Below are 24,243 nucleotides of genomic sequence, written 5' to 3'. Positions count from 1 at the left end.
ATACCCTAAAAAACTCAAATCCGATTCAGCGTCTTTTCGATTTATCCTGAAAGGCTGCCGCTAAGCTGAAAAACAGCGGAGATGATCCCGAGGGCCACAAGCCCCACGAAGACGAACACAAACAGCAACACTCCAATAGAAGTGACGCCGATAAACGATTTGATGGCCTTGTCCACTCGCTCGGTGTACTGACGGGCCAACTGCTTTAAGCCGGGCACCACGTTTCCGGTGTTCTCTCCCACCGTGAAAATATCGAGCGCCATACCTTCGAAATAGCCAGTCTGCTTGAACGCTCCGGACAAGGAGGACCCTTCCGTTACCCGGGCCCGAGACTCCGCGAACTTCTCACGCATGGCGAAATTGGTGACCGAGCGTTCGGACATGTGCAAAGATTGCACCATGGTGATCCCATTTTCTAGGAGCAGAGACAAAACCTGAGTCATCCTCAAAACCTGCACGTCCCTCAGGAACGGACCGAGCAAAGGGATGCTAAGCAGCAATTCGTCAAAACGGATTCTCCCTGCATTAGTCTTTCTCCAAGACAACAAAGAAACCACGCCAATGGCTCCCAACAAAATAACCAGCCACCCATAGGAAAGCGCAAGTTCCGCCATCCCGATCAAAAGCTTCGTGGACCAAGGAAGATTGCCTCCCAGCGAGGTAAGCAATCCTTCAATACGCGGCAGAAGGAAAAAGAGAAACATCAAGACAAGCCCGAATGCGACCACCATCAGAAAGGCCGGATACGCCATCGCCGCGCTCAGCTTCGATTTTATCTCCTTGGTTTCCTCCAAATTAGAAACCAGCCGTCCGAGCACATTGTTCAGATTACCGGTCGCCTCGCCCGCCTCGATCAGGCTAACCATGCTGTCGTCAAAGACCGCTGTTTGCTTGCGGCACGCTTCCGACAGAGAACGCCCCTGCCTCACGTCGTCCCAGAGCAAAGAGGCAAGTCGCTTTTGGGAAGGATCATTCAAGCGGGCGCTCATTAGCTGCAAGGCATCGCCAGCCTGCACGCCACAAGAGACCAGCTCCTTCAAAGCCGTCAGAAACGGAAGCGTAACGCGCGTATCAAGTTTCCGAGCACGAGCTTCCCGAGATCCAGAAAAAAGCGAACCGAGCTTCGATCCCGATTTCCCTTCTTCTTGAACGAGCCCGCTTTCGCTTACGGAAATGGGCCGCAATTTCATGCCGCTCAACTTACGAAGGGCGAGCTTGCGGGAGGGAGCGTCAAGCTCGCCTCTCACCGAAGAACCTCCGGCATCTCTAGCGCTGTATTTGAATATCGGCACAGTCCTGCGTTTCCCTCCGCTACTCGCCTTCCTTCACGGAAATGGTTCGAACCACTTCTTCGAGAGTCGTTAATCGCTTTTCCACAAGATTCCAACCGGATTTCCCTAGCGTCACCATCCCTGCCTCCAAACCGAGATGGCGTATCACGGGAGCAGCCTCCCGCCTGACTATCGGATCGTGCATCTTCTCGGTCACGCGTAGAATTTCGTAAATACCGATTCGGCCCTTGTATCCAATGCCTCGACACGTTTCGCAACCTCTCGGATCAGGTAGCCCCTTGACTCCCTCCGCAAGGGCGGGATCCAAATCCAAAACACGCAACGCGTCCTCGACTTCCATCGGTTCCGCAGGACGAACACTGGTACAGGATGGACATGAGCGTCTCAAGAGACGTTGGGCGATCACCATCTCCACACTCGAAGCGATCAGGAACGGCTCAACTCCCATATCGATCAAGCGTGTAATCGCTCCCGCTGAATCGTTTGTATGCAAGGTCGAAAAAACAAGGTGACCGGTTAGCGATGCCTGTACGGCGATGTTCGCCGTTTCGCGGTCGCGAATCTCACCCACCATGATCACATTGGGATCCTGACGCAGCACGTGTCGAAGGGCTTCGGGGAAACCAAAGCCGATGTCTGGCTTTACCTGGATCTGGTTGACTCCCGCCACCTCGTATTCGATCGGATCCTCCACCGTGATGATTCGACGATCATCGGAATTGATGGAGCGAATAAAGGCGTTGAGCGAAGTTGATTTACCGGATCCGGTCGGGCCCGTAACGAGAATGATTCCGTGCGGCAGGTTCAGCACACGATTCACCACTTGGGTATCGCGTTCCGACATGCCGAGCTGGGCAAGGCTAAGCGGTTTGTCCTTCTTATTGAGAAGTCGCAAACTGATGCTTTCCCCGTACATGACCGGCATGGTGGAGAGACGAATATCCAAGGTCGTGTTCCCGACTCGGTGATTAATACGGCCGTCCTGAGGCAAACGTCGCTCTGAGATATTGAGCTTCGCCATGATCTTGAGACGGGAGACGATGGCGTCTTGGAAACGTCTCAAGTTTTCGGGCACAGGAACTGGCACCAGCAAACCGTCGATACGGTAGCGGATACGCAGATGATCCTCCATCGGCTCGAAGTGGATATCTGTAGCCCCGCCACTAATGGCCTGGTTGAAGACTTCATTCACAAAACGAATGATCGCGGCATCTTCGTCCTCATCCTCTTCCTCTTCGGCGACCATTTCAGCCTCCATTTCGAAAGAGTCATCCAAGCTCTCAGCTCCAACCCCCAAGTTTTGCGTAATAAAATTCGTGATACGCTCCGGATGGCTTACCACCCAATGGGGTCGCTCTCCGCAAGCCGCATAAACCCAGTCATCCATCTCCCGACTGATAGGCCATGCAGTGGCCAAGTTGAATGGAAAGTCAGACGCATCGTCTTCCTCCGTCTCCGCAGGCTTGATCGGCACACAGTGGAACTCGTGCAAAATTCGAACTGGCACCTTTTGCAAGGCTCGCAAATCGAAACGGTCCGCCTCCACTCGCTCCAGTTCCGCATAGTTCGCCAATTCACCTACGAGTTCATTTAAACTGAGTCCCGCGTATCCAGCGATCTTGCCAAGCCTTTCCGCCCGTCGAGAGGAAAGCACATCCTCAAGCTGCTCCTCATTCAGGCCATAACGGGTTTCAAATCCAGTATTCAGGACGTCCATACCTTACTTATCCCCTCCATTCTCCAACTTCTGCCGACGCTCCGCTCGCCGACGCCGAATCTCTTCCGCGACTCGTTGGATTCGAGCCCGAGCTTCTTCATCGGACTCCACTTTAGCCGGACCTTGTGGACGATTGCTGACCATGCGAGTGGAAGCAGGCTGGGTCGCCGGAGTTGCATTGCCCGTCAGTTTGAGAGGCTCGATCTTTACCTTGTTCAACGAGAGTTTCTTCTTCTCGCTGCCCTTGGAAATGACCACGGTTTCATTCTTTTCATCCAAGCGGCGAAATTCGATGCCAACATCGTTCATCTCCCCCTCGCTTAGCCAATAATTCCGGTTCTCCTTTGCATCGAAAACACTGATACGAACCGTACCACCCATACGCATGATCCCATTGAACTGGAAACTATCCAAGGTGGTCACAGGAGGCGGAGTTTCCTTGTTGGCATTCGGGTCCGCAGCAGGGGTCAGAAACGGATTGAAGTCCGTCTGCCCATAAACGATGCCCGCTATCGAAAGCGCAAGTAGTGTCGTGAGTCCCCGAACCATGCCCAAATCCTCCGTTTAGTGTTTGCCCTTTGGCAGAAGTCGACGCTTCTTCTCTGGCTGCTCTTCTTCCGTATCGTCTTCGTGTATCTCGACCTTCCCGGTCTCGAGGAAACCGCCAATCGTATTGGTCGACTCCAACTCGCCGATCTTCTTCATGGCGTCCTCGTTTACGTCATCCGTAGTGCGGATAATCTTGGGTCGCAGAAAAACCATCAATTCGCTTTTGGTCGCTTCTTCCGTCTTGGTGCGGAAAAGCCCACCTAGGATAGGCACTCCTCCCAGGAAGTGTGCGCGTGTCTTTTCGAAATCGAGCTTGTTCTTCTGCAGACCGCCGAGGATTACCATCTCGCCATCTGAAACGCTCACATAGGAGGTTGCCTGTCGTTTACTGATAATCGGCTGCTCGTTTCCGCCAATCGTCACGCTTCCAGAAATGTCGTCGATGGTTTGGTCGATCTCCAACTGGATCACATCATTAGGGCCAATCAATGGTGTAACCACCATTTCAATACCGATATTTTGATACTGCACCGATTGCCTGTAGGTATCCGAAACGGAGGAATTCTGCGAACTGGTAATGATCGGATAGGAAACCGCTTCGATGATCTTCGCTTCCTTGTTGTGAGTCGTAACGAGAGTTGGAACCGAAAGCAGCTTCACGTCCGAATCGGAACGGGCTTGATTGAGGATAGCGGTCAAAGTCAGATCCGAGATTACTCCATCGTCGTAGTTAAACGTGCCGCTGCCGCCCAAGCCCAACAGATTGAAGCTCGGAATTTCGATGTTGGCAGACCCATCGTCCTGATCCTCGTACGTTACCGTGAAGGCATCCATACCGCGGTTGAGCCCACGATTCTTGTTTAGGGTTACTTCCGCGATAAGCACTTCGATGCGAACTTGAGGAAGCAAAACGTCGATCTTTTCCACCAAGGCGCTCATCAGAGACAAATCGCTGCGCGTACCGGAAATGACGAGTGCGTTGCTTCGCTCGTCGGCCAGGATCGTCATGAAGCTGCTGAACTGGCTGTCCCTATCTTCCCAAGCAGAGTTGGCAAGGTTGGCCATCATCGTTTCCCGAGCCGTCGTAGTGCTCGTCTCGTTATTGCGGAAAGTCGCATTCCCCGCAGAGGTGTCGCGATTATTGCTATCGCTGTAGCTCCGATCATTTCCGTCCGTATCCGTCTTTCCGGATACGAATTGGCTCAGCAAATCGCGAACTTCAGAAGCGTCCGCATGCTTGAGCGATATCACTTCGATGCGAGTCGATGGATCCGCTTTAATATCCAGTTTCTGGATAATGCCCTCGAAAAACTCCAAGTTGCTCGGGGCGGTCATGATGATGATCTGGTTCGTGCGGTCGTCGGAGGAAATCGCCGTATTGGAGCCGAAGAGAATTTGGCTGATCGATGCCGATCCGGTATCACTCACGGTTTGCGGCGTGTCGCTGTCCTGATTCCGTTCGTTGCGGCGGTTGGTGCGCGTGGCCGAATTCCCAGCTCCACTACCCTCTTCACCAAAACGGCTGCGTGCATCCTCGATCATCTGCTGGATTTGGTTCGCCACCTCGCTCGCTTGGGCGAACTGCAGCGTGTAGAAGACAGGCTCGATGTTCAGGCGGGAAGGCTTGTCCACCTCGCTAACCACATATTCCAATCGCTGCAGGTTACTGATGGTGTCGGTCACAATCACCGCATTGGAATTCTCGAATGGGATAATGGTGCTGAATCCTGGACTCAAGAAAGGCGTGATCTGCTGCTGAAAGGTTTGCGAATCCAAATGTTGGAGACGGAACAGCTTGCTCACTACTTGCCCGCTCGCTTGGCGTTCGCTCAAACTGTCGACAACCAACTCGGGGGCTTCGGTGCGAATCTCGTTAAGCGGCACCACCTTGAGAAAACGCTCACCGAGCGGGGACACGCCGATGTCATTTAGGCTAAGCAAACTCTCCAAAGCCAGGATTAGCTCGCCGGTGGTGATCGGCCCACCGCTATCGAAAGTAATCTTAGGAGTCGGCAAGGCTTGCGGACGAAGAATGGAGCGGCCGGTCATCTCCGAGAGAATCTGCAGAACCCCTTCCAACTCCTGGTCTATGATGCGGTAGCCGTCGACGATCGTGCTCGGATCCGGAGCCTCGCGGACCGTGCTGGTTTGTTGGGCGTTGAGCAGGCTGGCGAGCCCGCAGGCTATGGCTAGGGACGCTGTCTTTAGTGTTGGGACCCAGTTTCTCATTTTATGTATTCAATTGACTTAAAGACGTAGCGCACGTCCTGGAAATTATCGTCTCTGGTTTGGGCTTGGATTACGATCCGCTCGAGACTGACGAAAGGAAGCTCCGTCTTGACCGCTTCGGTAAAGGATTTGATCCGGCTGTAAGGAGCTTTGTTAACGACAAGCTGGAAGGTATGAAACTTGAGGTCCGCCCCCTCTTCCGTACGTGCTTCGCTCAAATCGAACGGATCAAATCCGAAACGTCGCACCAAGGCGTCGATTTGGCCGCTGACTTCCTCCTTGGACGGAAGGGACTCCAGATCGATCTGCGAAATCTGGTTGGCGTAGGTCTCGCGGGTATTCGGACCCTCGGCGAGCTGCATGCTTTGCATGTTCTCCGTTCTTCGAGCCGTCGTATGCATCTCCGAAAGCCGGGAATGGCGGTCCGCCTGCCAAGAGAACCAAAGGGCAGCCAAGGCAAAGCCGAACAAGAGCGCCAGGACCTTCTCCCGCATGGACATTTTGAAGAAGGAACGCTTTGCCTTCACGATGGAGAAAGCGGCGCGGGAAGAGAGCGACTGTGAATTGGAAGCAGCCATGTTAGAGATTAGCCTCCGCGAGTTGGTAGAACGCTCCGAACTTGAAGCGGATCGTCATGGTGAAAGTAGACCCTGAGGTATTGTTGTCGGAACGGGTCAGCTCGACCGACGAAACCTTGTCGAAGCGTTCCAGCCTCCGTTTGAATTCCGTCACCAAGCTTTGGCGGGATGCCCGACCATCCAAAATCAACACGTCCGGACCATTGGTTTCGAACTTCCGATAAAGGATATCCGGGTAATTTTGATAGGGCCGCAAAGCTTCGATCATCGCGAACGGAGCAAGATCCGATTCCTGGAAATCACGCAAAGTCACGCTGGTCTGACTGAGGCTTTCGATCTCCTGCACTTCGGGAGCTCGCTTCACGATTCCCGCATCCCTCCAGGCCAGATAGGCTTTGCTGCCGCCCCAGTAGAGCTCGCCCAAAAGTAGCAGAGCAAACAAGGCCGCCAAGACACCCACTGCCTTCCAAAGAACACCGTTCTGTCGCTCGTCTTTCTTGGCAAGCTCCAGCATTTCCGGATCACGCAGGTCCGCCTTCCAAATCTGGCTTCGATTGAAGCCGAGGCGGAAATGATCGGAATCGCTGGCATCCACCGCTCCAAACCATGCGGCTCGGCCTTCCCACTTGCGGTCGTCCTCGAGATACCAAGTTCGCAAATGCCCGATTTGAAGCGAGGCCTTTGCTCGCACTGCGAAACCGGATAACTGCTTCTCCAGCGAAAGCTCCTCACCCTCTTTCGAGGTAACTCGAGCTTCGGCATAAAAATCGGCCGGCAGGTTTGAGCGCTCGTCAAAAGAGAAAGCCATGAGCGAAGTCTCGGACACAAGCATCAGGCCTGAACTCGCCTTCGCCATCTCGTTGAGGCCGATCAAGAAGTCGGGCAACACCGCGTCGATCCGGCGCCAATCCGAGGAGTCAACCCGTTCGAATCTCCGTTTATAAGCCGCATAGACGAAGGCGAACGAGCCCGCGTTATCCAAAACATAACCGTAGTGCAGATGCTCGAGCGGAAACGGCGACAGCGCCTCGAGCTCCAAAAGAGCAAACCCTTCTTCCTCGCCTTTCTGCAAATCCGTCGGGATTTCGATGCGACGACAGAAGAACCAATGCCCTGGCACGACGAAGGCATCCAGTTCGTAAACTTGGGATTTCGGTTTAAATTTTGAGAGGGCTGTCACGAGGTGGAAATAACTCTAGGCAAAAATCATAGGGGTCGAGCATTATCAAAGCCGGGTTGTTCCCTTAATTCGAGGAAATCGAACGGATAACGCAAATTTGAGCCGCTTTGTTCCATAGCTGGCGCTTCGGAAGTAGTGCTCATTGTTCCCCAAAGGGTGAAACTGTAGCCTGCTTCCGACACGGTAACTTTTACGGTCAAGACCGATATCTGGTTTCCCAGCGGAGCGCCGTCGGGGATATCGACCAATACTGCCGTCACGTCATCCTCGCTCGCGAAGTAATTGTCGTCGCTGGTTCCCACGATTCCGTCGAGCCCGCGGAGGAATTCATCGATGGCCTGCTTGTCGTATTCGTCCAAATCGGCTATCGCTCTCAAGGCGAGCGAGGTGGCGGAGTTGACATTCAAGGAGGACACCTCCTGCACCGTGACCGCGTCTTTGAGTTGTTGGAAAATTGGCAAGGGAGAGCCATTCTCGTCAAAAAACAGATCCCGAAATCCAAACAGGTAGCGAAGCTCGTCCAGAGATTTGAGCGGTTGATTGGCAGGGTGGGCATCCAACTCCAGCGTGCTGTACTCGCGTGATTCAGCTCCCTCGATTCGCGTCTCGTCATCCTCGTCGATCCAATCGAGCAGCACGTCGCTCAGGCCGGACGAAATCTCCAAGTCGAAACCGAGCTCGTCGAAAAGCAGGATAAGCGAATCGCGATCCAAATTGTTGATGTCCACCTTCCCGCTCTCGTCGATGAACTCGAACTGGACATTCAGCCCCTCGCGAGGGGTGACTTGGGCATACTCGAGCGGGTCACGCCAACCTTGGGCTGGAGCGTAGAGCGAGCCGTCGATCGCTTTCACGTCGGCCAACACAGCGACCGCGACCTCGAGCATGGACCAAGCGTCTCGACGCAGCTCCGAGCGTTTTACGAAATAGCCTTCCCCTTTGATCTCCACTTCCGCCTTTTCGATAAACATCGTCAGGGCAAAGGAAACCACCACGATAAGGACGAGGACCATCAGGAGAATCGAGCCCCGCTTTCCGGCATCTCTTCGAAGGCTCATAGGATTGGGGTCCCCTCCATGATGGTTGGCAGAATGAGCTGTCGCTTTACTTCGTCCTCCTTGAAACGGAATACGAGCTCGATGCGTTCGGGCATGATATAGGTCCCGTCCGCTTCCTGCTGGGGCAGCGTCTCGATCTCCCACTCCGGATTTTCCTCTTCGTATTCGATATAGTGATACCGGATTTCCGAAACGAAGGGAGAAATCAAAGTGCGTCTGGGAGGATCGTCATCAAAGGTTTCTTCCAAACGGGAACGCCAAAGCATGAAGAGCCCTTCTCCCTCTTCGAATTCGAGCGAACAAACCACGTGCGGCAATGGCTCGTCCGGCCAGATCAAAGCGCCCGGACTTTCCTCCAGTTCGAAACTCAGATAGGAAATCGATTCCGAATCGTCGCCCTCCCAATTCATCCAAAAGACCGGATCCGTATCCTCACCCGTGGCGTCGTAAGGAGGAGACGCCTTAAGAAAACTGTTCTCCAAAAAGCGGGCCACTCCGCGAGCGTGCTTCTGGAACAGGCGTTCGTTCGAACCTACGCCCCAAAGCTCCGCCATGCTAAAAAGGAAAGTAGTGATCGCAGTCATTATGAAAGCCCCGAGCGCCACCGCCAAAAGGACTTCGAGCAAAGTAAAACCGGAACGCCGCCCCGACCGGCTGAATCTATGCGCCCCCTTCCTCACTGGTTGATATTAAGTTGCCGATTGAGCAACTTCTCCTTGGTGCGGGCCCGCAGCTCTTCGCGAGCCGTTGCTTCGGACCAGCTTGGACGGGTCAGGTAAAACGTTTCAGTCGCCTGCCTAACTCCGTTCTCCTCGTCATCGGGATCGAGTTCCACCGACAGGGTTACCTCAAACAGGTCCGCGACTTCCGTAGGCTCGTATTCAACTCTCCATGTCGCCAAGCCATGCTCACCGGTAACGACCTGGCCGCCCTGCTCGATCTCCTCGACATCCCCAAGAACTAAAACCTGGCGCCGAATGGCGGCCATGTCTTGTTCAAGGCCTTGGTTTACTCGCATGCCTTCCACCGCCATCAGGGTGTTCAAATAGGTCATGGAGAAAAAAGTTACCGCCATAAAAAACAGGGCCATCGCAACCATGACCTCAAGCAGCGTGAACCCTGCTCCTGCCTTGTTGAAACTAACTTCCCCCTCCGTATCCATGTCTTGGATGCTAGATTGCAGACTCCTCTCCGGAATGAGGATTCACCAATTCAACCCCCGTCCAGGGATCCATCTGGAAACGCGTAACAAAATCCTCCACTTGCAGCGAAACAGTGTAAGGAGAGCAGGTCCCATCCGGGAAAAAGCCCACCGTTACGATTTCTCGAACCGCCACCAACTCACCGCGAATTAGCAAGTAACTATTTTCCGCGGCGACCTCTTCGAAAAGGACGTCGATCTCGTAGTTTCCGGAACTATCCAAGGACACCGGGAAGGACTCTACCGAGCTTCCCGCCTTGACCAGAAACTGGCTTTCGTCGGCATCCCACTCCAGGAAGTGCGCTTGCTGTTTGAATACAGCTCCAGCGCGGGCCGACTCGACCGCCCGCCAGTATTCACGCTCCAGAGTCTCCAGTTCTCCGTCTCGAAGAAGCGAGCCGATGTTGAGCACAAAAAGCGAGGAAAGGAGCCCGATCAAAGCCAGAACGAGCAGGATCTCAAACAGAGTGAAACCACTCCGGCTGACATTGATCACGCGCCTCATTCGCTAAAGAACCGGAGTCCAGCCCGCCGACGATAGCTCACGCTACCAATTGCCGATGTCGTCTCCAGATTCAGTTCCGTCCGCGCCGAGCGAATACAAGTCGTAGCTTCCTGGGTTCTGCGTCCCAGGGAAGCGGTACTTGAGCTCCTGATTCCAAGCGTCGAGAAGGGATTCTTCGCTTTTGACGTATGGTCCGCGCCAGCGTCCGCGATCATTGGAAGGCTTCGTTAGCAAAGCTTGCAGGCCTTGTTCCGTGGTCGGGTAGTTGCCAGTGTCGGTCTTGTACTTGAAAAGGGGAGCCGAGAGGGATTCGTTGATCTTCATCTTGGTCATCTCTTCCTGCTGGCCACCGAAGATGCCATCCACATTGACGACCACTACGCCCATCAAAAGGGCAATCAGGCCTAGCACCAACAGGATTTCGACCAAGGTAAAACCGCTCTTCTTGCCGCGTAGGCTATTTCTCCTTCTCATAATAAATACAAACGTTCTAAATTTCTGGGACCAGTCGGGGAAGAGTTCCAATGGGAAGCTCGAGTCGTGTAAAGTGTTTAGAGACTATACCCTTTGCAACAATGTTGCGCCCAATGCGAGCTTCGTCACCCTCTTGCTGGCTAAATGACAGAAATGTAATCGAAACCCCATAAACATCAGGATTCTTCGGCCATGAGCGAAACCGCAACTACAGACCCATCCCCCCTCTCCCTCGTCGAAACTCGCATCCTCGGATGCCTGATCGAAAAGGAAGCAACCACCCCAGACCTTTACCCGCTCACGCTCAACTCTTTGGTCAATGCCTGCAACCAGAAGAGCAACCGTCTCCCTCAATTACAGCTCGACGATCAGACCGTGTCCACCGGGCTAGAGTCCTTGCGGTTGAAAAAACTGGTTCTGCTGGTCACCCAGTCCGAAGCTCGCGTCGCCAAATACCGACACAGCCTGGACAACGTCTACCCGATTCCCAAACCGCAAGTCGCTATCCTCGCCGAGCTCCTGCTACGCGGACCGCAAACCGCAGGTGAGCTTCGCACTCGTTGCGAGCGCATGTGCCACTTCGAAAGCCTGGACGAAATGAAATCCGAATTGGCGGAGTTGGCCCAGCGGAGTTCCCCTCTCGTGATTGAACTTCCCCGCCAGCCGGGCAAAAAGGACAGCCGCTTCGCCCACCTGCTCTCTGGCGAGCCGGAATTCGAAGCCTCTGAACTCACCTCGGCGACTCCGGACCAAGCTTTGAAAGTGGATTTGGCCATGACCCTGTCCCCCGAAGTGGAAGAGCGAATCTCAAACTTGGAACAAACCGTGTCGGATCAGGCGGACGCTATCAAAGCGCTACAGGCGGAATTGGCAGAATTCCGGGCCCAATTCGAATAGACGCGGGCCGTTTGCGAGGCCTAGCCAAGAGTTGGCTGGGAACTCTTGGGCCCAGCTCCCCATAAACCCTAGGCAAAAAGTACCCCCGAGCGGGGCGACTAGGGATAATCTGCCGGTATCTAAGGAGGCAGCTTTTTCCTTAAAATTATTAAACATTGTCCATCAATGACTTAGTGCTTTTGGCACACGAGACGCTAAGTTTGGCGACGTAATTAAAATGATCGCCTCGATGAAAGTGACAAACCGCGCACAGGACCGATGGGACGCCATAGTAGGCCGTTTCCGCGTAGCCTGCATTCTCCACCGTGACGGTAAGGAGTGGGAGTCGCGTCGCATCATCAAGGAAGAACTCCCTCCTCTCATAAAGCAGTGGATGCAGATGCTCCCCACCGGCTTGAAAGAGGATGCCAAGGCGGACTTGCGCGACATGTTCACTCGGGAGCAAAGCATCGTAGACCAAGGGCACAAGCTGCAGAAGCTCTTCAAGGAAACCTTGGTCAAGCGCATCATCCCCCAAGTCGAGGAACGCATCGCCGCCAAGTACCGCTCCCTCTACGTCGCCAAGCTGGAGCAAGAGAAAGCGAAACGCCAAAACGAAATGTCCGGATCCTGGGTGCGCCCCTCCTACGTGGAGAAGGATCCTAAACCGCCCGCCGACTTCAATACCGGCGGACGCCGCATAAAGCTCGGCGATGTCAGCGACATGATCGACGCCCTGCAAGCTGCCGACTCCGAGGCTCTCGCCGACGAAATACTCTCACTAAACGAAATCGTCGAAGGCATGAACGACGCGCAAATAGACCCTATCCTTAAAGGATAATGCCTCAGCAGACGATACCTGCATCATCTAAACGAAATCTAACTGACCACCCAAAATGAGTATCACCACATCCAAATCCGCACCAAAAAAAGCGAAAGCGAAGCAGAACACGAATGAACTGCTTCTTGTCGGGCTCGACCTCGGCACCAACCAGACCTGCATCCAAGTAGCAAAGCCAACCACCGGCAAAGTTGTCAGCTCCGAACTGATCCCCTCCATCGTGGGATACACTACGGAAGGCATCCTGCCAGGCATCATCCCAGGCGACGCCACCACCTTGTTCGGCCAACTCGCCCTCAAGTACAAGCTACACCTCAATCTCATTCAACCGCTCCGCGACGGCATCATCGCCGACATGGACGCAGCTCGCGACTTTCTCGTACACCTCAAGGAAACCGCTGGCATCTCCCCCGACGCGGAAGCCCGCGCAGTGATCGGCATGCCTGCCAACGCTGACTCAGCCGCTCGCGAAAACACTCGCCTCGCGGTAACAGGCATCTTCGACAAGGTAATCCTTATCCCAGAACCATTCCTCGCCGCTCTCGGCAGCCGAGAAGAAGCCGAGCTCGTCAAGAGCGAGTACGTAGACCCTGTCTGCAACTCCCTCTTCGTCGACATCGGAGCAGGTTCCACCGACGTTTGTCTCATCCAAGGGTACTACCCATCCGCAGAGGACCAAATCTCCTTCGCTTTCGCGGGAGACGCCGTCGACGAAGCCATCCAAGACTCTTTGATCAACAAGTACCCAGATAGCCAGATCTCCATCGCCAAGTGCCGCGAGATCAAGGAGAAGCACTCCTTCGTGCAGGGCAACACCCAGCAGGCTACTCATCCGGTCATGATCAGCGGTAAGATAAAGCAGCTCGAAGTGGCCGACGCAGTCGGTTCCGCTTGCGACACCCTGCTCAAGAAGATCTTCGAAGCAGTTCGCGCTCTTATCATCAAGGCCGACCCAGACAGCATCCCAGATCTCCTGCAAAACATCATCATCACCGGTGGTGGCAGCATGATCAAGGGACTCGACGCAGCCCTACAGAAGCTTCTCACCGAAGAAGGCTTCGAAGGCTGCAAGGTCACCAGCATTGGAGAAGACTACAAGACTCGCGTGGCGGGCGGCGCCATCAAAGCGGCTTTCCAAGCGAAAGAGCGCCAATGGCAAACCCTTCTCCGATAGAATTTTCAGGTAATAGACAGGTAGTAGGAATACCGCCCCACTCACTTTTTGTGGTGCAGGAATAGGATGGCGGGCTCTGGGAAACCAGGGCCCGTCTTTTTTTTACACAAAATATTCACAGTACCCCGATACCCTGAAAAGAAGGCCTCTCACCGCTGGCTCCTCCCCTAGCTGGACGACTGCCTAAAAACCGTACCCTCCTGCGGTTTACTAAGCACGGGGCCACACGCCGCGGTCAAACGAGTCAGCTAGAAACCCCACCGCTCGATCCACATGAGAGGGCGCCGAAATAGCCTAGTTCATCGAGGATACTGCGGATTGACGCTTAAGAAAAGGTTCCCAAGTCCGTAACTCAAGGGAGCAAAAGGAAATCACTAACATGAAAAGCGTCGTTATAATCGAAGATCAAACAGCAATCCGAGAAATGGTTTCTGAGTTCATCTCAATGCTTCCAGGCTATGAGATAGTGGGCTCGTTCGGAACCGGAGAAGAAGGATTGCAAGGGTGCATCAAGCTAAAACCCGAGACTGTTATCCTCGACGTCGGCCTTCCTGAACTCAGCGGGACAGAAGTCCTGCGTGGCCTCACCCTTCACGTTCCCGGTGTCAAAGTCCTCGTATTCTCAGGAAGAGCGAGCTCGGCGAACATTCGTGAACTGCTGTCAGCCGGAGCTCAGGGATACGTCGATAAGATGGACGGATTCGACGAGTTCAAAAAGGCTCTCGATATCATCTCTGGCGGAGGCACTTTCATCGGGCCAAAAATGGCAAGCGTCATGCGCTCGCTCATTCTCAACCCAGATGCAGCTTCCAGCGAAATCCCCCTTTCAGACCGCGAGAAGCAGATCCTGCAGCTCGTAGCCGAGTCCTTCTCCACCAAGGAGATCGCGTCTCGTTTGAATATCTCAGTTCGCACCGTGGACAACCACCGCACGAACATCATGCGTAAGCTCAACCTCCATGACGTGGCAGCCCTAACCCGCTACGCCATCAAGCACGAGCTCATCTCGCTCGCCTAATCGAGCGCGAAGATACGCAAGAAAAACCTATTCCACAAATGCATCAGCGAACGGAGAGCTCCAACGCCTCCGTCCGATGAACCTTCCAAGCCGCGTCCGGAAAAACTCCGACCGCGGCAAAGGGCTAAAAGGATTTAGCCCTCCCCAAAACACCACAAGCGCTTTCCAAGGACGGACCGCATGCTTAGCGAGAGCAATAAGAACAATACCAAAAGCCGCATCGAATCGGGCCACGACGCCCTATCCGAGAAGAAGAGCGGCAACAGACTGCCAGAAGAGACGAAGTCGGATCCCTGTTCGGGCTTGGGTCTGGACTGGTCCTTTTTCGCTAAGCTGAGCACCCCGGGCGAAAATACCGCCTACTCGCTGCACGACGGTCACCTTTCATTCATTGAGACTGATTCCAATTGCGAAAAGATCTGGGGTCTCAGCACAGGGCAAAGCAGACACGCCAACCTAGCCCTCCTGGTCTCCGACGCTCCCGCCCTCAAAAGCTGGCTTGTCAATCTAGACCCATCTAGCTCCGGACAAGATTTTAGAGTAAACCTCAGCAGTCCAACCAACTCGGCAAGAGGGCTTCTCTTGAAAGCCTTCCCTCTCTTTATCTCTTCCGAACCGGCAAAGACCCGTATCGTTCTTAAGGCCGTACCGGCCATAGACACCCCTGCCGCAGGCAAGGTCTTTCCGGTTAACCTAAACCTAAACTCCACTCATGAGTTCGATGGAAGCTTCGTCAAAGCATCCAACTCTTGGGCTGAGCTACTAGGCATTTCCATCGATCAACTTCCAAAGCTCAACCTTAGGGAAATCGTCGATCGTGCAGACGCGGAGCGTTTGGAGAAGCTGCTCCTGGAAACGCAGCAAGACAATTACGTGAAGTCCTGCATCCTTCGCTTCAGATCGGAGTCCGGCACCACCAAATCCGTTCTGCTGTCGGCGAGACGTGACTTAGGGCAAGACAAGCTGGTCATCGAAGGAAAGAACATGACGGTCGAAGGTGGAAACCCAGCCATGGACCTGCTCAAGACAAGCGTGGAACTGGTTAATGAATCCGTGCTCCTGCTCATGCGAGTAGGCTCCAGCATGCGAATCTGCTACGCCAATCGGGCCTTCGAGCATATGACTGGTTACCGCTATTCACGCGTGGCTGGCTCCTCTCTCGCCCAACTGCACGGACCGCAGACCAACGCCCAAGCGATTCTGGATATTGAGGAATGTCTACAGAATCAGGAAGAGCATACTTGCAACCTGCTTTTGTATCGAAAAAACGGTGACTCCTTCTGGGCCAACGCCTACCTTACTCCCCTTCGTAACGAATCCGGGGAAGCTGATTATTTCGCTGTCATTCTGGAAGACGCCACCGAAGTGCGAAACGTCTCCAACGAGCTAGCCAAGAAGAACGTCGAGCTAAACGACGCTCTAGCGAACCTCAAGGAAACCCAAAAAAACCTAATCCAGCAGGAAAGTTTGCGCGTACTAGGGCAGATGGCTTCTGGTATCGCTCATGATTTTAACAACCTGCTAGCGCCTATTCTCGGTTTCTCCGAACTGCTCCTCACCGTTCCCAAAACGATGCAGGACAAGGGCAAGCTGACTTCCTATTTGAAAAAAATCCAGGTCGCCGCTCAGGACGGGGCCGCAGTAGTCAGTCGCTTAAGAGAGTTTTATCGCTCCCAGAACAGCCCCGAAGAATTCATCCAAATCCTACCGGATGAACTACTCTGGCAGGTGAAGGAACTCACCCGCCATCGCTGGAAAAACCAGGCGGAAGCACGCGGTGTGAATATCGACTTCCAGATGAGCATGTCTTCCGGACGCCCCATCATGGGTAACGAGCCGGAACTGCGTCAGGTTTTCACCAACCTGATCATCAACGCCGTCGACGCCATGCAGAAAAACGGAGCCATCAACATCAGCGTTTCTGACCAAGATGGTAGCGTTCGTATCGTAATTTCCGATACTGGCACTGGGATGAACGAGGAAACACGAACCAAGTGTCTCGAACCTTTCTACACCACCAAGGGAAAACTGGGCACGGGACTGGGTCTCTCCATCGTGTTTGGCGTCGTTCAACGTCACCATGGTACCTTCAACATCGAATCGGAAGAAGGTGTCGGCACCCGCATCATCATGGAGTTCCCTGCCGTCAAACAGGAATACAAAGAGGAAATCGATCTCGACGAATCCGGAGAGATGCGTTCCTTGCGCATCATGCTGGTTGACGACGAAGAGGTCCTCCTCGAAGTCATTTCTGAATTGTTGGCCAGCGGCGGACACACTGTCGACGTCTTCGGAGATCCGAACAGTGCCTTGGAATCGTTCCGCCACAAGGAATACGACCTGGTCATCACCGACCGAGCCATGCCGCTAATGAGTGGAGACCAGCTCGCAGCCGCCATCAAGAAGATCGCCCCCACTACACCGGTGTTCATGATCACTGGATTCGGAGACCTTATCAAAGACTCTGGAGAAATGCCGGAGTGTGTTGACGAGGTACTTGGAAAGCCAGTCCCCTTGGATGTGCTGAACCGCAAGCTTGCCGAAATCGCGGCCAAGAAATAGCGGATTCAAAAAGAATTTAACTTCCTCGACGCGAACCCATCTGGGTTCGCGTTTTTTGCACCCTAAATCGACCCCTGTTCAACCCGTTTTTAACCCCTTTAATCCCCATATCCAAACATCGGATACGCTCATCAGAAAGAACGATTAAATCCATTACATTAATGTAATGGAAAAGTAGTATCCAAACTGCATCTAAGCGCCGTAAACGAAAAGCGCGATACCCTATCCGCCCCACGGCCCCAACGATCGCGAAGCTAGAATTTCCCCCTACCAAACACACACTATAAGATGACTAAAACCACCCCACCCAAGGGAACAGGTTACCTATTGAGAACCTGCCTGTACGCGACCCTAGGCGTATCGGCATTGCTAGCCCGCGTGTCCTACGCCCAAGAGGAGGATGAGGAAGATCCGGAAGAGATCTTCGAACTCAGTCCCTTCGAAGTTACGGCGGATAGCGAACAGGGCTACCAGGCCACTACCACTCTGGCAGGTACCCGCATTCGAACCGACCTAAGAGATATCGCCTCCTCCATTAGTGTTGTCACCAAGGATTTCCTTGAGGACACCGGATCCAAAAATACGGAAGACCTGCTGGTCTACACCGCGAATACGGAAGTCGGCGGGCTCAACGGAAACTTCGGCGGGATGGGAAATGCCAACGGAATCTCCGAAACGGCAGCCCTCCTCCGTCCAAGTAACAACACGCGCGTCCGCGGATTGGATTCCGCTGACAACACAAGAGACTACTTCCAGAGTGAAATTCCTTGGGATGGATACATCGTTGATCGCGTCGACCTGCAGCGGGGTCCAAATTCCATTCTTTTCGGGGTGGGCAGCCCAGCGGGGATCATCAACGCCGGCCTACAAACAGCCTCCCTTTCCGGCGACGAAAAGACCTACGAGAACCGGGTCGATGGGTTCGGTTCCTTCCGCAATAGCCTCAACGTAAATACGGTTGTGCTGGAAGACGTGCTCGCGGTCCGAGTTGCGGCCTTGGACGACGATACTAACTACCGTCAAGAGGAGGCTTACAACAACGACAACCGTTTCTACGCGGCTATCCGTTACCAGCCGAACCTGTTCAAGGCAGACGGAGCTCAAACGATCATCACCGCCAATTTCGAACACGGCGACATCCAGTCAAACCGTCCTCGCACCTTGGCTCCCATCGACAAGATTTCCGCCTACTTCGACGAGGACGCGATCGCCCAACAATCATGGGATATGTACGAAGCCTGGGATACAGTGGTCCCTGACAACGATACAGGCGAATGGAATAGCTGGGTCGACTACTACATGGCCCGCCTCGGCAGCTCGAATCCAGTTTTCTGGTACGACCAAAGCACCGAAGCCTACAAGGTTATCCAATCCAATGCATCGACGCTCCAAGGCATCGGGACCGATGGTACGGTTGACGCAAGCATCGGCGGCATTCCCTTCGGTAGAAACATCGGTATCGCTGGATACAACCAATATTCCATATCAGCCGACCTAGATGGAGCGATTTACAACGTCTACAAAGACGTCAGCCTCACCGATGCCTCTGTATTCGATTTCTACAATCACCTGATCGACGGCAACAACAAGAAGGAGTGGCAAGAGTGGGAAAGCTACAACGCATCCTTCACTCAAAGCTTCTTCAACAATCGCTTGGCATTCCGTTTGGACTACGACCATCAGGACTACCAAAACGGCCAGCAGGGCATCTTCCTGGGTTCCTCTCCTTACATCAGCGTGGACATCAACGCCTACACCGCCGAGTACCCCGCTGCTTACACTGACCTTGCGGTAGAGAATGAAGGAGTTGGCCAAGCCTACATCGGCAGTTCCTCCCACTACGGAAATTCGACCAACCATATCATTCGTGATAGTCTGCGTTTCACCGCTGCTGGGGAAATCGATTTCACCGAGTTCATGGAAGACTCCGCCCTGTCGGACTTTCTTGGATACCACAACATCACCGGCCTTTGGGAGCGTAGCGAAAAGTTCACCGACTCCCGCAGCTACGTGCTTTACGCGACGGATCCGGAATGGGCTGAAATGCAAGGCCTATCAACCTCCATCTCAGACGGAGCCCGCCAGATCGATTGGATCTACTACTTGAGCGACGACTTGAGCGAGCTCGACTCCGCCTCTGGTCAGTTGTCCTACCTCACGGATACGATCACCATTCCGACTTCCACCACAGTCACCTACTTCGACTCGACTTGGAAATGGTCGCTCGATCCCACTGCATCGGACTACGTCGATCCCGCCGCCTACTGGGAAAACCCAACCGACGCGGACAACCCAGATTCCACCCAATCGGAAAACCCGGAGAACTACGTCGGCTGGACCACCACCGAAGTGGACATCCTGAGCGCGGACAATGGAGACATCGACCAGCTCTACACCAATGGCAGCAAGACCGACAAGACCATCGACTCATACGGTTTCACCTGGCAGGGGCACATGCTCGACAACATGATCGTACCCGTCTTTTCGTGGCGTCATGATAAAGTCACTACACAAAGCGCGAACGCCCCCCTTGGCGAATACAGTGTAGCTCAGATGGACTACACTTCCAGCGATGGGGATACTCCTGTCTACTTGGTCAGCGAAGGCGATACACGAAGCTACGGCGTCGTCGTTCATATGCCAGACAGCTTCCGCAACTCCCTTCCTTGGGGCACGGACTTGAGCCTAACCTACAACAACTCCAGCAACTTCAACACCGAGCAACGCGTCGGCTTCGACGGCAGCCTGCTGCCTAACTCGCAGGGCGAGTCGGAAGACTACGGCTTCGTGATGGAGACTGCCAACGGACGTCTATCCATGCGGGCCAACTGGTACAAAACCAAGGTCTTCAATGCCAACCTGAGTGGCGACTCCGCTTCCAGCACCTTGGGATCCAACACCTACTATCTCTACTTGCTAGAGGGCTGGGGTACAGCTTCCGCGGTTACCAACAACCTTGGAAACCTAGGTGAAGCAAGCGGACTGGAGTGGTACTGGAACTGGGCCTACGTCGATGGTGGCTGGGACTGGGACACTTACGCAGACCCAACCAGCGAGGCTTACTTGACCAGCGAGTCAACCATCGCCCAGCAGGAAGCCTCCGCCGCCTGGATCGCCAGCATGCAAAGCCAAGCCTGGTACGATGCCTATGGGATTGATGTGGACGTCGCGGCCATCCAAGCGGGCGATTACGCAACCGGCATGGGAGACTGGAGCGTCTACAACGGTGTCGGAGCTCTGCAAGCCGCAGGAGCGGGCAAGATCGGCGGGCTCTATCCAGTCGCAACCGTGGATACGGAATCGAAAGGCTTCGAGTTGGAGATGACCGCGCGTCCCACCGACAACTGGAACGTGAGCTTCAATATGTCCAAGACCACTGCCACTCGCACTAACTTGGATGCGGCCTTCATCTCCTACATCGAGGACGTCTACGACCGCTTCAACAACACCGCGGCCGGCGACCTTCGTCTCTGGTGGGCGGGCGACAAGACCATCCGCGAGTACTTCAATACCAACGTCTATGCAGCCTACCTCTTCCAGCTGGATCAGGATGGATCGCAAGCCGCGGAAATCCGTCCTTGGAAGTTCAGTCTCGTGCAAAACTACGACTTCACGGAAGGTCGCATGAAAGGGGCAAAGGTCGGGATGGCCTACCGCTGGGCAGATGCTCAAATCCTGGGTTACGGCTTGGCTGAAATCTACGACGAAGCGACTGGCCTGACCGAGCATCGCTTGGACGTCGACCAGCCATTCTACGGCGAAGAGGAAAGCGCCTTCGACGCTTGGGTCGGCTACTCGAAACCGTTCGAGAACTTCGATTGGAGCATTCAGCTGAACATGAAAAACATCGGAGAAAACCCTCACTTGGTCGCCATCAGCGCCAATCCCGACGGTACCGCCGCAGCGATGCGCATCGTCGAGGGCATGACCTGGCAGTTGACCAATACCTTCAAGTTCTAACGCCAAGCGAAACCTTTTGCCGATTGACGTTCGAGGCGGATCCCCAGCGGGTCCGCCTTTTTTCGCGTCTACTCAAATAGTTAGACCAAGGAAAGACTGCGTGCTTTGGGCATGGCCTGTATTTAAGTGGAAGGAAACCCCGACTCTCCGGAGTTAAATACACCATGGATCAGCGTACCCCCTTGCTCGCCACCCTGGCCCTCATCGGCCTGCCCTACTCTCTCGCCCAAGCAGACATCTCCCACCGAAAGGCGGATTTGACCGTCCAAGTCCAGACTGTGTCTGGAACGCCCTTGGAAGGAGCTACCATTCAGATCGAGATGCTCAACCACGCTTTCCGCTTCGGCTGCGCCGTGGAGCACCACCGCATCGATCCGGAATCCTCGGGCTACGATCCCTTCACCGTCGAACAGCTACAAAAGCACTTCAACTCCATGACCTACGGAAATGTCATGAAGTGGACCTACTACGAAGCTCGCTCGGAAGAGGAAAACCTAGCTCTAGCCGCCCTGCCAAAAACCTTGGCCGCCTTCGACAGTCCAGACGCTCTGCGCCTGCGGGGACACGTCACCGTCTGGGGTTCGTCTTACCAAGTTCCCACCCGAGTCAGGAACTCGTCCGATGGCGATTACATCCAACAACAAATCCTCGAGCACGTCAGCGACTATCACGCCACCTTCAAGGACTCGGGCATCGACAACTTCGACTTGTACAACGAGCACTTCCACGTGCCGGAACTTCTCATCGACAAGATCGCCGACTCGAGCGACACCACGGCGCAAGCGGCCAAAGTTGCCGAATGGTTCAACCAAGCCAAAGCCTCCGATCCGGAAGCGGTCCTCTTTATCAACGACTACAACATCCTCAACTACTGGACGGATCAGGACGAGGATGTCATTGCCTATAAAGCCTTCATCGACGCCGTCCGCGACGCCGGGGGACAGATCGACGGGATCGGCCTACAAGCTCACATGGACCGACCCACGACCACCAAAGAGCGCGTCACCCGCCGGCTAGACATTCTCGCCGCTCCCATGGAGCCGACTGCCAATCATCCGAATGGCCTGCCGGGCTTGCGACTGGAAATTACGGAGCTGGATATGTCGGTGCAAAACCGTTTCTTCGACAATTCCTGGGGCTGGCCAAATCCCACCATGGAAGAACAAGTCTCCGTTACTCAAGCGGTGCTGGAGGCCGCCTTCGAGCACCCCTCCGTCGACGGCCTAACCATTTGGGGCTTGAACGACTTCGATCACTGGCGGGGAAATTCCATCATGTACGACGACCTATCCGACGACGATAGCGGAACCACTCGAACCCAAATCGAGCCGGAACTCAAGGCCACCGGACAACTCTGGATCGACAAAGTAGAAGGAGAATGGTGGGAGGACCACGAAGGCCTCTCCTCGTCTTCCGGCTCATTCGCAGCCAATACCTTCAAAGGCTCACATCGCGTGACCGTGACCTACCAAGGCGAATCCCAAGAAGCCATCGTCCGTATCGACTCCGAGGATACCGTAACTTTCGAATTCTCAATCGACGCCCTGGACGCGACCACCTACGACGAATGGAGTGATCGCATCGATTGGCTGGAAAGCTCGAGCGAGCGGGACGCCGATCCGGACGCGGATGGAGTGGACAACTTTTCGGAATTCGCCTTCGGCACTGATCCGCTGGCCTTCGATTCCCCGCAATCCCCTCAGTTCGTGACAAGCGACGGAGTCAATTATTCGATTCGCTACGCCCTTCGGGCCGCCGACTCCGGTATAATCGCAGACGTCATGCAATCGAGCGACTTGGTAAACTGGGAATATGCTCCCCGCTTCGAACGAGTCTACTTCCCAACCATTATCGACGGCTTCGCCAATTACACAGTCCACCTCCCCTTATTCGAAACGGACCTTTTTTACCGGATCGCTACCAAAGAACGATGAGCGAAGCGGCCCGGGCCGCGGCCGAACGCTTTAGAGGAAATAACGGCTTTGCTTGTCGCTGATCGGAAGCCCGATCTTTTCCATCACCTTTAGCCAATCCTCCCATGCGCCACGCTTGTCGCGCTTCGTGTCATTGCGGAGCAAATACGATGGGTGGTAGGTGGGCATCACGGGGATTCCTTCGAATTCTTGCCAGCTGCCCTTTACCTCACGCAAGGCTCGAAACGAGTCCGCCCCCAAGAGCCCTTTGGCTGCCGTTGCTCCCAAGGCCACAATCACCTTGGGCTGCACGATCTCGAGCTGAGCTTTGAGAAAGGGCATGCAATACGCCATTTCCTCAGCTGTCGGCGGACGATTTCCCCTCGGACCAGGCATCTCGGGACGCCAGTTCATGATGTTTCCGATGTAGGCATCCGCTCGCTTGATACCCATAGCGGCAATCATCTTGTCCAGAAGTTGACCGGCTGGACCGACGAAGGGTTCGCCTTGGGTTTCCTCATCCGCTCCGGGAGCCTCGCCACAGAAGAAGATGTCGGCATCGAGATTGCCGATGCCAAAAACGACCTTTTTCCCGGGCTTCACATGCTCGTTGCAAGTAGACGAAGTTAAGACCTTTTCCTTGAGGTAGTCCCAGCGCGTCTGCTTGTCCCCTTCCGGCAAGTGCACTCGCGGCGGACGGGGAAGCTTCGCTCCATAGCTGCGGGAAGCCGCCGCCTTTTTCGTTTCCGTCTTAGTCTCAGTCAGGACCTTGTCGAAATCCCTTCCGTCGGCGGAACGAACCTTGTCGGGAATGGATTCGAGCACCGCGGCCCTCGTCTTCGCATCTAGGGTCGGAGCCTTGGCATGCCGCTTCAAGGCCTGTATAGCCGCGTCGGATACGTTAACACGCGACACGCCTGCCTTGCGCAAACGCTTCAACTCTTCGACTAGCGCTTCGACTTCCGCCTTCATGCCTAGCGATGGGTTAGGACCTTTTCCTGAACAATTCCGGTGACCATAAAACCGGACCAACATGCCAAGCGGCTGTCGCTTGTCCAAGCTCAATCAGAAACAAAAACCCAATCCCCTCAGGTGAACACCCATAAACCTTTTTAC

19 protein-coding genes are annotated in these 24,243 nt (G+C 54.5%); 7 read left to right on the top strand and 12 right to left on the bottom strand.

Annotated elements, in window-relative coordinates; genetic code table 11:
* Positions 1 to 41: 41 nt before the first annotated feature.
* The 11 genes from H5P27_RS00240 to gspG are packed head-to-tail and all read right to left on the bottom strand — an operon-like array spanning position 42 to position 10,783.
* A complete protein-coding gene (locus tag H5P27_RS00240) occupies positions 42 to 1,292 on the bottom strand; it encodes a type II secretion system F family protein (RefSeq protein WP_185658375.1) in 1,251 nt (416 codons plus the stop codon).
* Between the two features lie 19 nt (positions 1,293 to 1,311).
* Positions 1,312 to 3,009, bottom strand: coding sequence for a GspE/PulE family protein (locus tag H5P27_RS00235; protein ID WP_185658374.1), 1,698 nt, complete (start codon positions 3,007 to 3,009; stop codon positions 1,312 to 1,314).
* A 3-nt stretch (positions 3,010 to 3,012) separates the two neighbouring features.
* A complete protein-coding gene (locus tag H5P27_RS00230) occupies positions 3,013 to 3,558 on the bottom strand; it encodes a hypothetical protein (RefSeq protein ID WP_185658373.1) in 546 nt (181 codons plus the stop codon).
* A 15-nt stretch (positions 3,559 to 3,573) separates the two neighbouring features.
* Positions 3,574 to 5,787 carry a secretin N-terminal domain-containing protein gene (locus H5P27_RS00225; RefSeq protein WP_185658372.1) on the bottom strand — a complete coding sequence of 738 codons (2,214 nt, stop codon included), beginning with the start codon at positions 5,785 to 5,787 and terminating at the stop codon, positions 3,574 to 3,576.
* Entirely contained in the window at positions 5,784 to 6,365 is a 582-nt protein-coding gene (locus H5P27_RS00220) for a hypothetical protein (protein WP_185658371.1), read from the bottom strand. The genes H5P27_RS00225 and H5P27_RS00220 overlap by 4 nt, the downstream gene beginning before the upstream one ends.
* 1 nt (position 6,366) lies before the next feature.
* Positions 6,367 to 7,545: a type IV pilus biogenesis protein PilM gene (locus tag H5P27_RS00215; RefSeq protein WP_185658370.1), complete on the bottom strand. Its 1,179-nt coding sequence runs from the start codon at positions 7,543 to 7,545 to the stop codon at positions 6,367 to 6,369.
* A gap of 26 nt (positions 7,546 to 7,571) precedes the next feature.
* Positions 7,572 to 8,603 carry a type II secretion system minor pseudopilin gene (locus tag H5P27_RS00210; protein WP_185658369.1) on the bottom strand — a complete coding sequence of 344 codons (1,032 nt, stop codon included), beginning with the start codon at positions 8,601 to 8,603 and terminating at the stop codon, positions 7,572 to 7,574.
* On the bottom strand, positions 8,600 to 9,283 hold the full coding sequence (locus H5P27_RS00205) for a prepilin-type N-terminal cleavage/methylation domain-containing protein (RefSeq protein WP_339382535.1): 684 nt from the start codon (positions 9,281 to 9,283) through the stop codon (positions 8,600 to 8,602). Before H5P27_RS00205 ends, H5P27_RS00210 begins: the two co-directional genes overlap by 4 nt.
* Positions 9,280 to 9,765 (bottom strand): PulJ/GspJ family protein, encoded by a 486-nt coding sequence (locus H5P27_RS00200; protein WP_185658367.1) that lies wholly within the window; start codon positions 9,763 to 9,765, stop codon positions 9,280 to 9,282. The genes H5P27_RS00205 and H5P27_RS00200 overlap by 4 nt, the downstream gene beginning before the upstream one ends.
* A 10-nt stretch (positions 9,766 to 9,775) precedes the next feature.
* The gene (locus tag H5P27_RS00195) at positions 9,776 to 10,309 is read right to left on the bottom strand and encodes a prepilin-type N-terminal cleavage/methylation domain-containing protein (protein ID WP_185658366.1); all 534 of its coding nucleotides are present in this window, start codon (positions 10,307 to 10,309) and stop codon (positions 9,776 to 9,778) included.
* Positions 10,310 to 10,351: 42 nt separating this feature from the next.
* On the bottom strand, positions 10,352 to 10,783 hold the full coding sequence (gspG, locus tag H5P27_RS00190; protein WP_185658365.1) for a type II secretion system major pseudopilin GspG: 432 nt from the start codon (positions 10,781 to 10,783) through the stop codon (positions 10,352 to 10,354).
* Positions 10,784 to 10,975: 192 nt separating this feature from the next.
* Between gspG and H5P27_RS00185 the strand changes: the two genes are divergently transcribed.
* From H5P27_RS00185 to H5P27_RS00155, 7 genes are all read left to right on the top strand, one after another.
* Positions 10,976 to 11,680: a YceH family protein gene (locus tag H5P27_RS00185; protein ID WP_185658364.1), complete on the top strand. Its 705-nt coding sequence runs from the start codon at positions 10,976 to 10,978 to the stop codon at positions 11,678 to 11,680.
* 229 nt (positions 11,681 to 11,909) lie between these two features.
* Complete coding sequence (locus H5P27_RS00180; RefSeq protein WP_185658363.1) at positions 11,910 to 12,500, top strand: hypothetical protein; 591 nt, start codon at positions 11,910 to 11,912, stop codon at positions 12,498 to 12,500.
* A gap of 55 nt (positions 12,501 to 12,555) precedes the next feature.
* Positions 12,556 to 13,674 (top strand): BeeR family actin-like protein, encoded by a 1,119-nt coding sequence (gene beeR / locus H5P27_RS00175; RefSeq protein WP_185658362.1) that lies wholly within the window; start codon positions 12,556 to 12,558, stop codon positions 13,672 to 13,674.
* Between the two features lie 379 nt (positions 13,675 to 14,053).
* Positions 14,054 to 14,692 (top strand): LuxR C-terminal-related transcriptional regulator, encoded by a 639-nt coding sequence (locus H5P27_RS00170; RefSeq protein ID WP_185658361.1) that lies wholly within the window; start codon positions 14,054 to 14,056, stop codon positions 14,690 to 14,692.
* A gap of 180 nt (positions 14,693 to 14,872) precedes the next feature.
* Entirely contained in the window at positions 14,873 to 17,254 is a 2,382-nt protein-coding gene (locus H5P27_RS00165; RefSeq protein ID WP_185658360.1) for a hybrid sensor histidine kinase/response regulator, read from the top strand.
* 288 nt (positions 17,255 to 17,542) lie between these two features.
* Entirely contained in the window at positions 17,543 to 21,214 is a 3,672-nt protein-coding gene (locus H5P27_RS00160; protein ID WP_185658359.1) for a TonB-dependent receptor plug domain-containing protein, read from the top strand.
* A 164-nt stretch (positions 21,215 to 21,378) separates the two neighbouring features.
* Positions 21,379 to 23,148 (top strand): endo-1,4-beta-xylanase, encoded by a 1,770-nt coding sequence (locus H5P27_RS00155; RefSeq protein WP_185658358.1) that lies wholly within the window; start codon positions 21,379 to 21,381, stop codon positions 23,146 to 23,148.
* A 30-nt stretch (positions 23,149 to 23,178) separates the two neighbouring features.
* On the opposite strand, the gene H5P27_RS00150 is transcribed toward H5P27_RS00155, so the two are convergent.
* The gene (locus tag H5P27_RS00150) at positions 23,179 to 24,099 is read right to left on the bottom strand and encodes a uracil-DNA glycosylase (protein ID WP_185658357.1); all 921 of its coding nucleotides are present in this window, start codon (positions 24,097 to 24,099) and stop codon (positions 23,179 to 23,181) included.
* Positions 24,100 to 24,243: the final 144 nt, after the last annotated feature.

The organism is Pelagicoccus albus, assembly GCF_014230145.1.
In the GTDB taxonomy this organism is placed as follows: domain Bacteria; phylum Verrucomicrobiota; class Verrucomicrobiia; order Opitutales; family Opitutaceae; genus Pelagicoccus; species Pelagicoccus albus.
The sequence above is the reverse complement of the archived record's forward strand: the minus strand, read 5'-3'. Positions and strand labels throughout refer to the sequence as shown.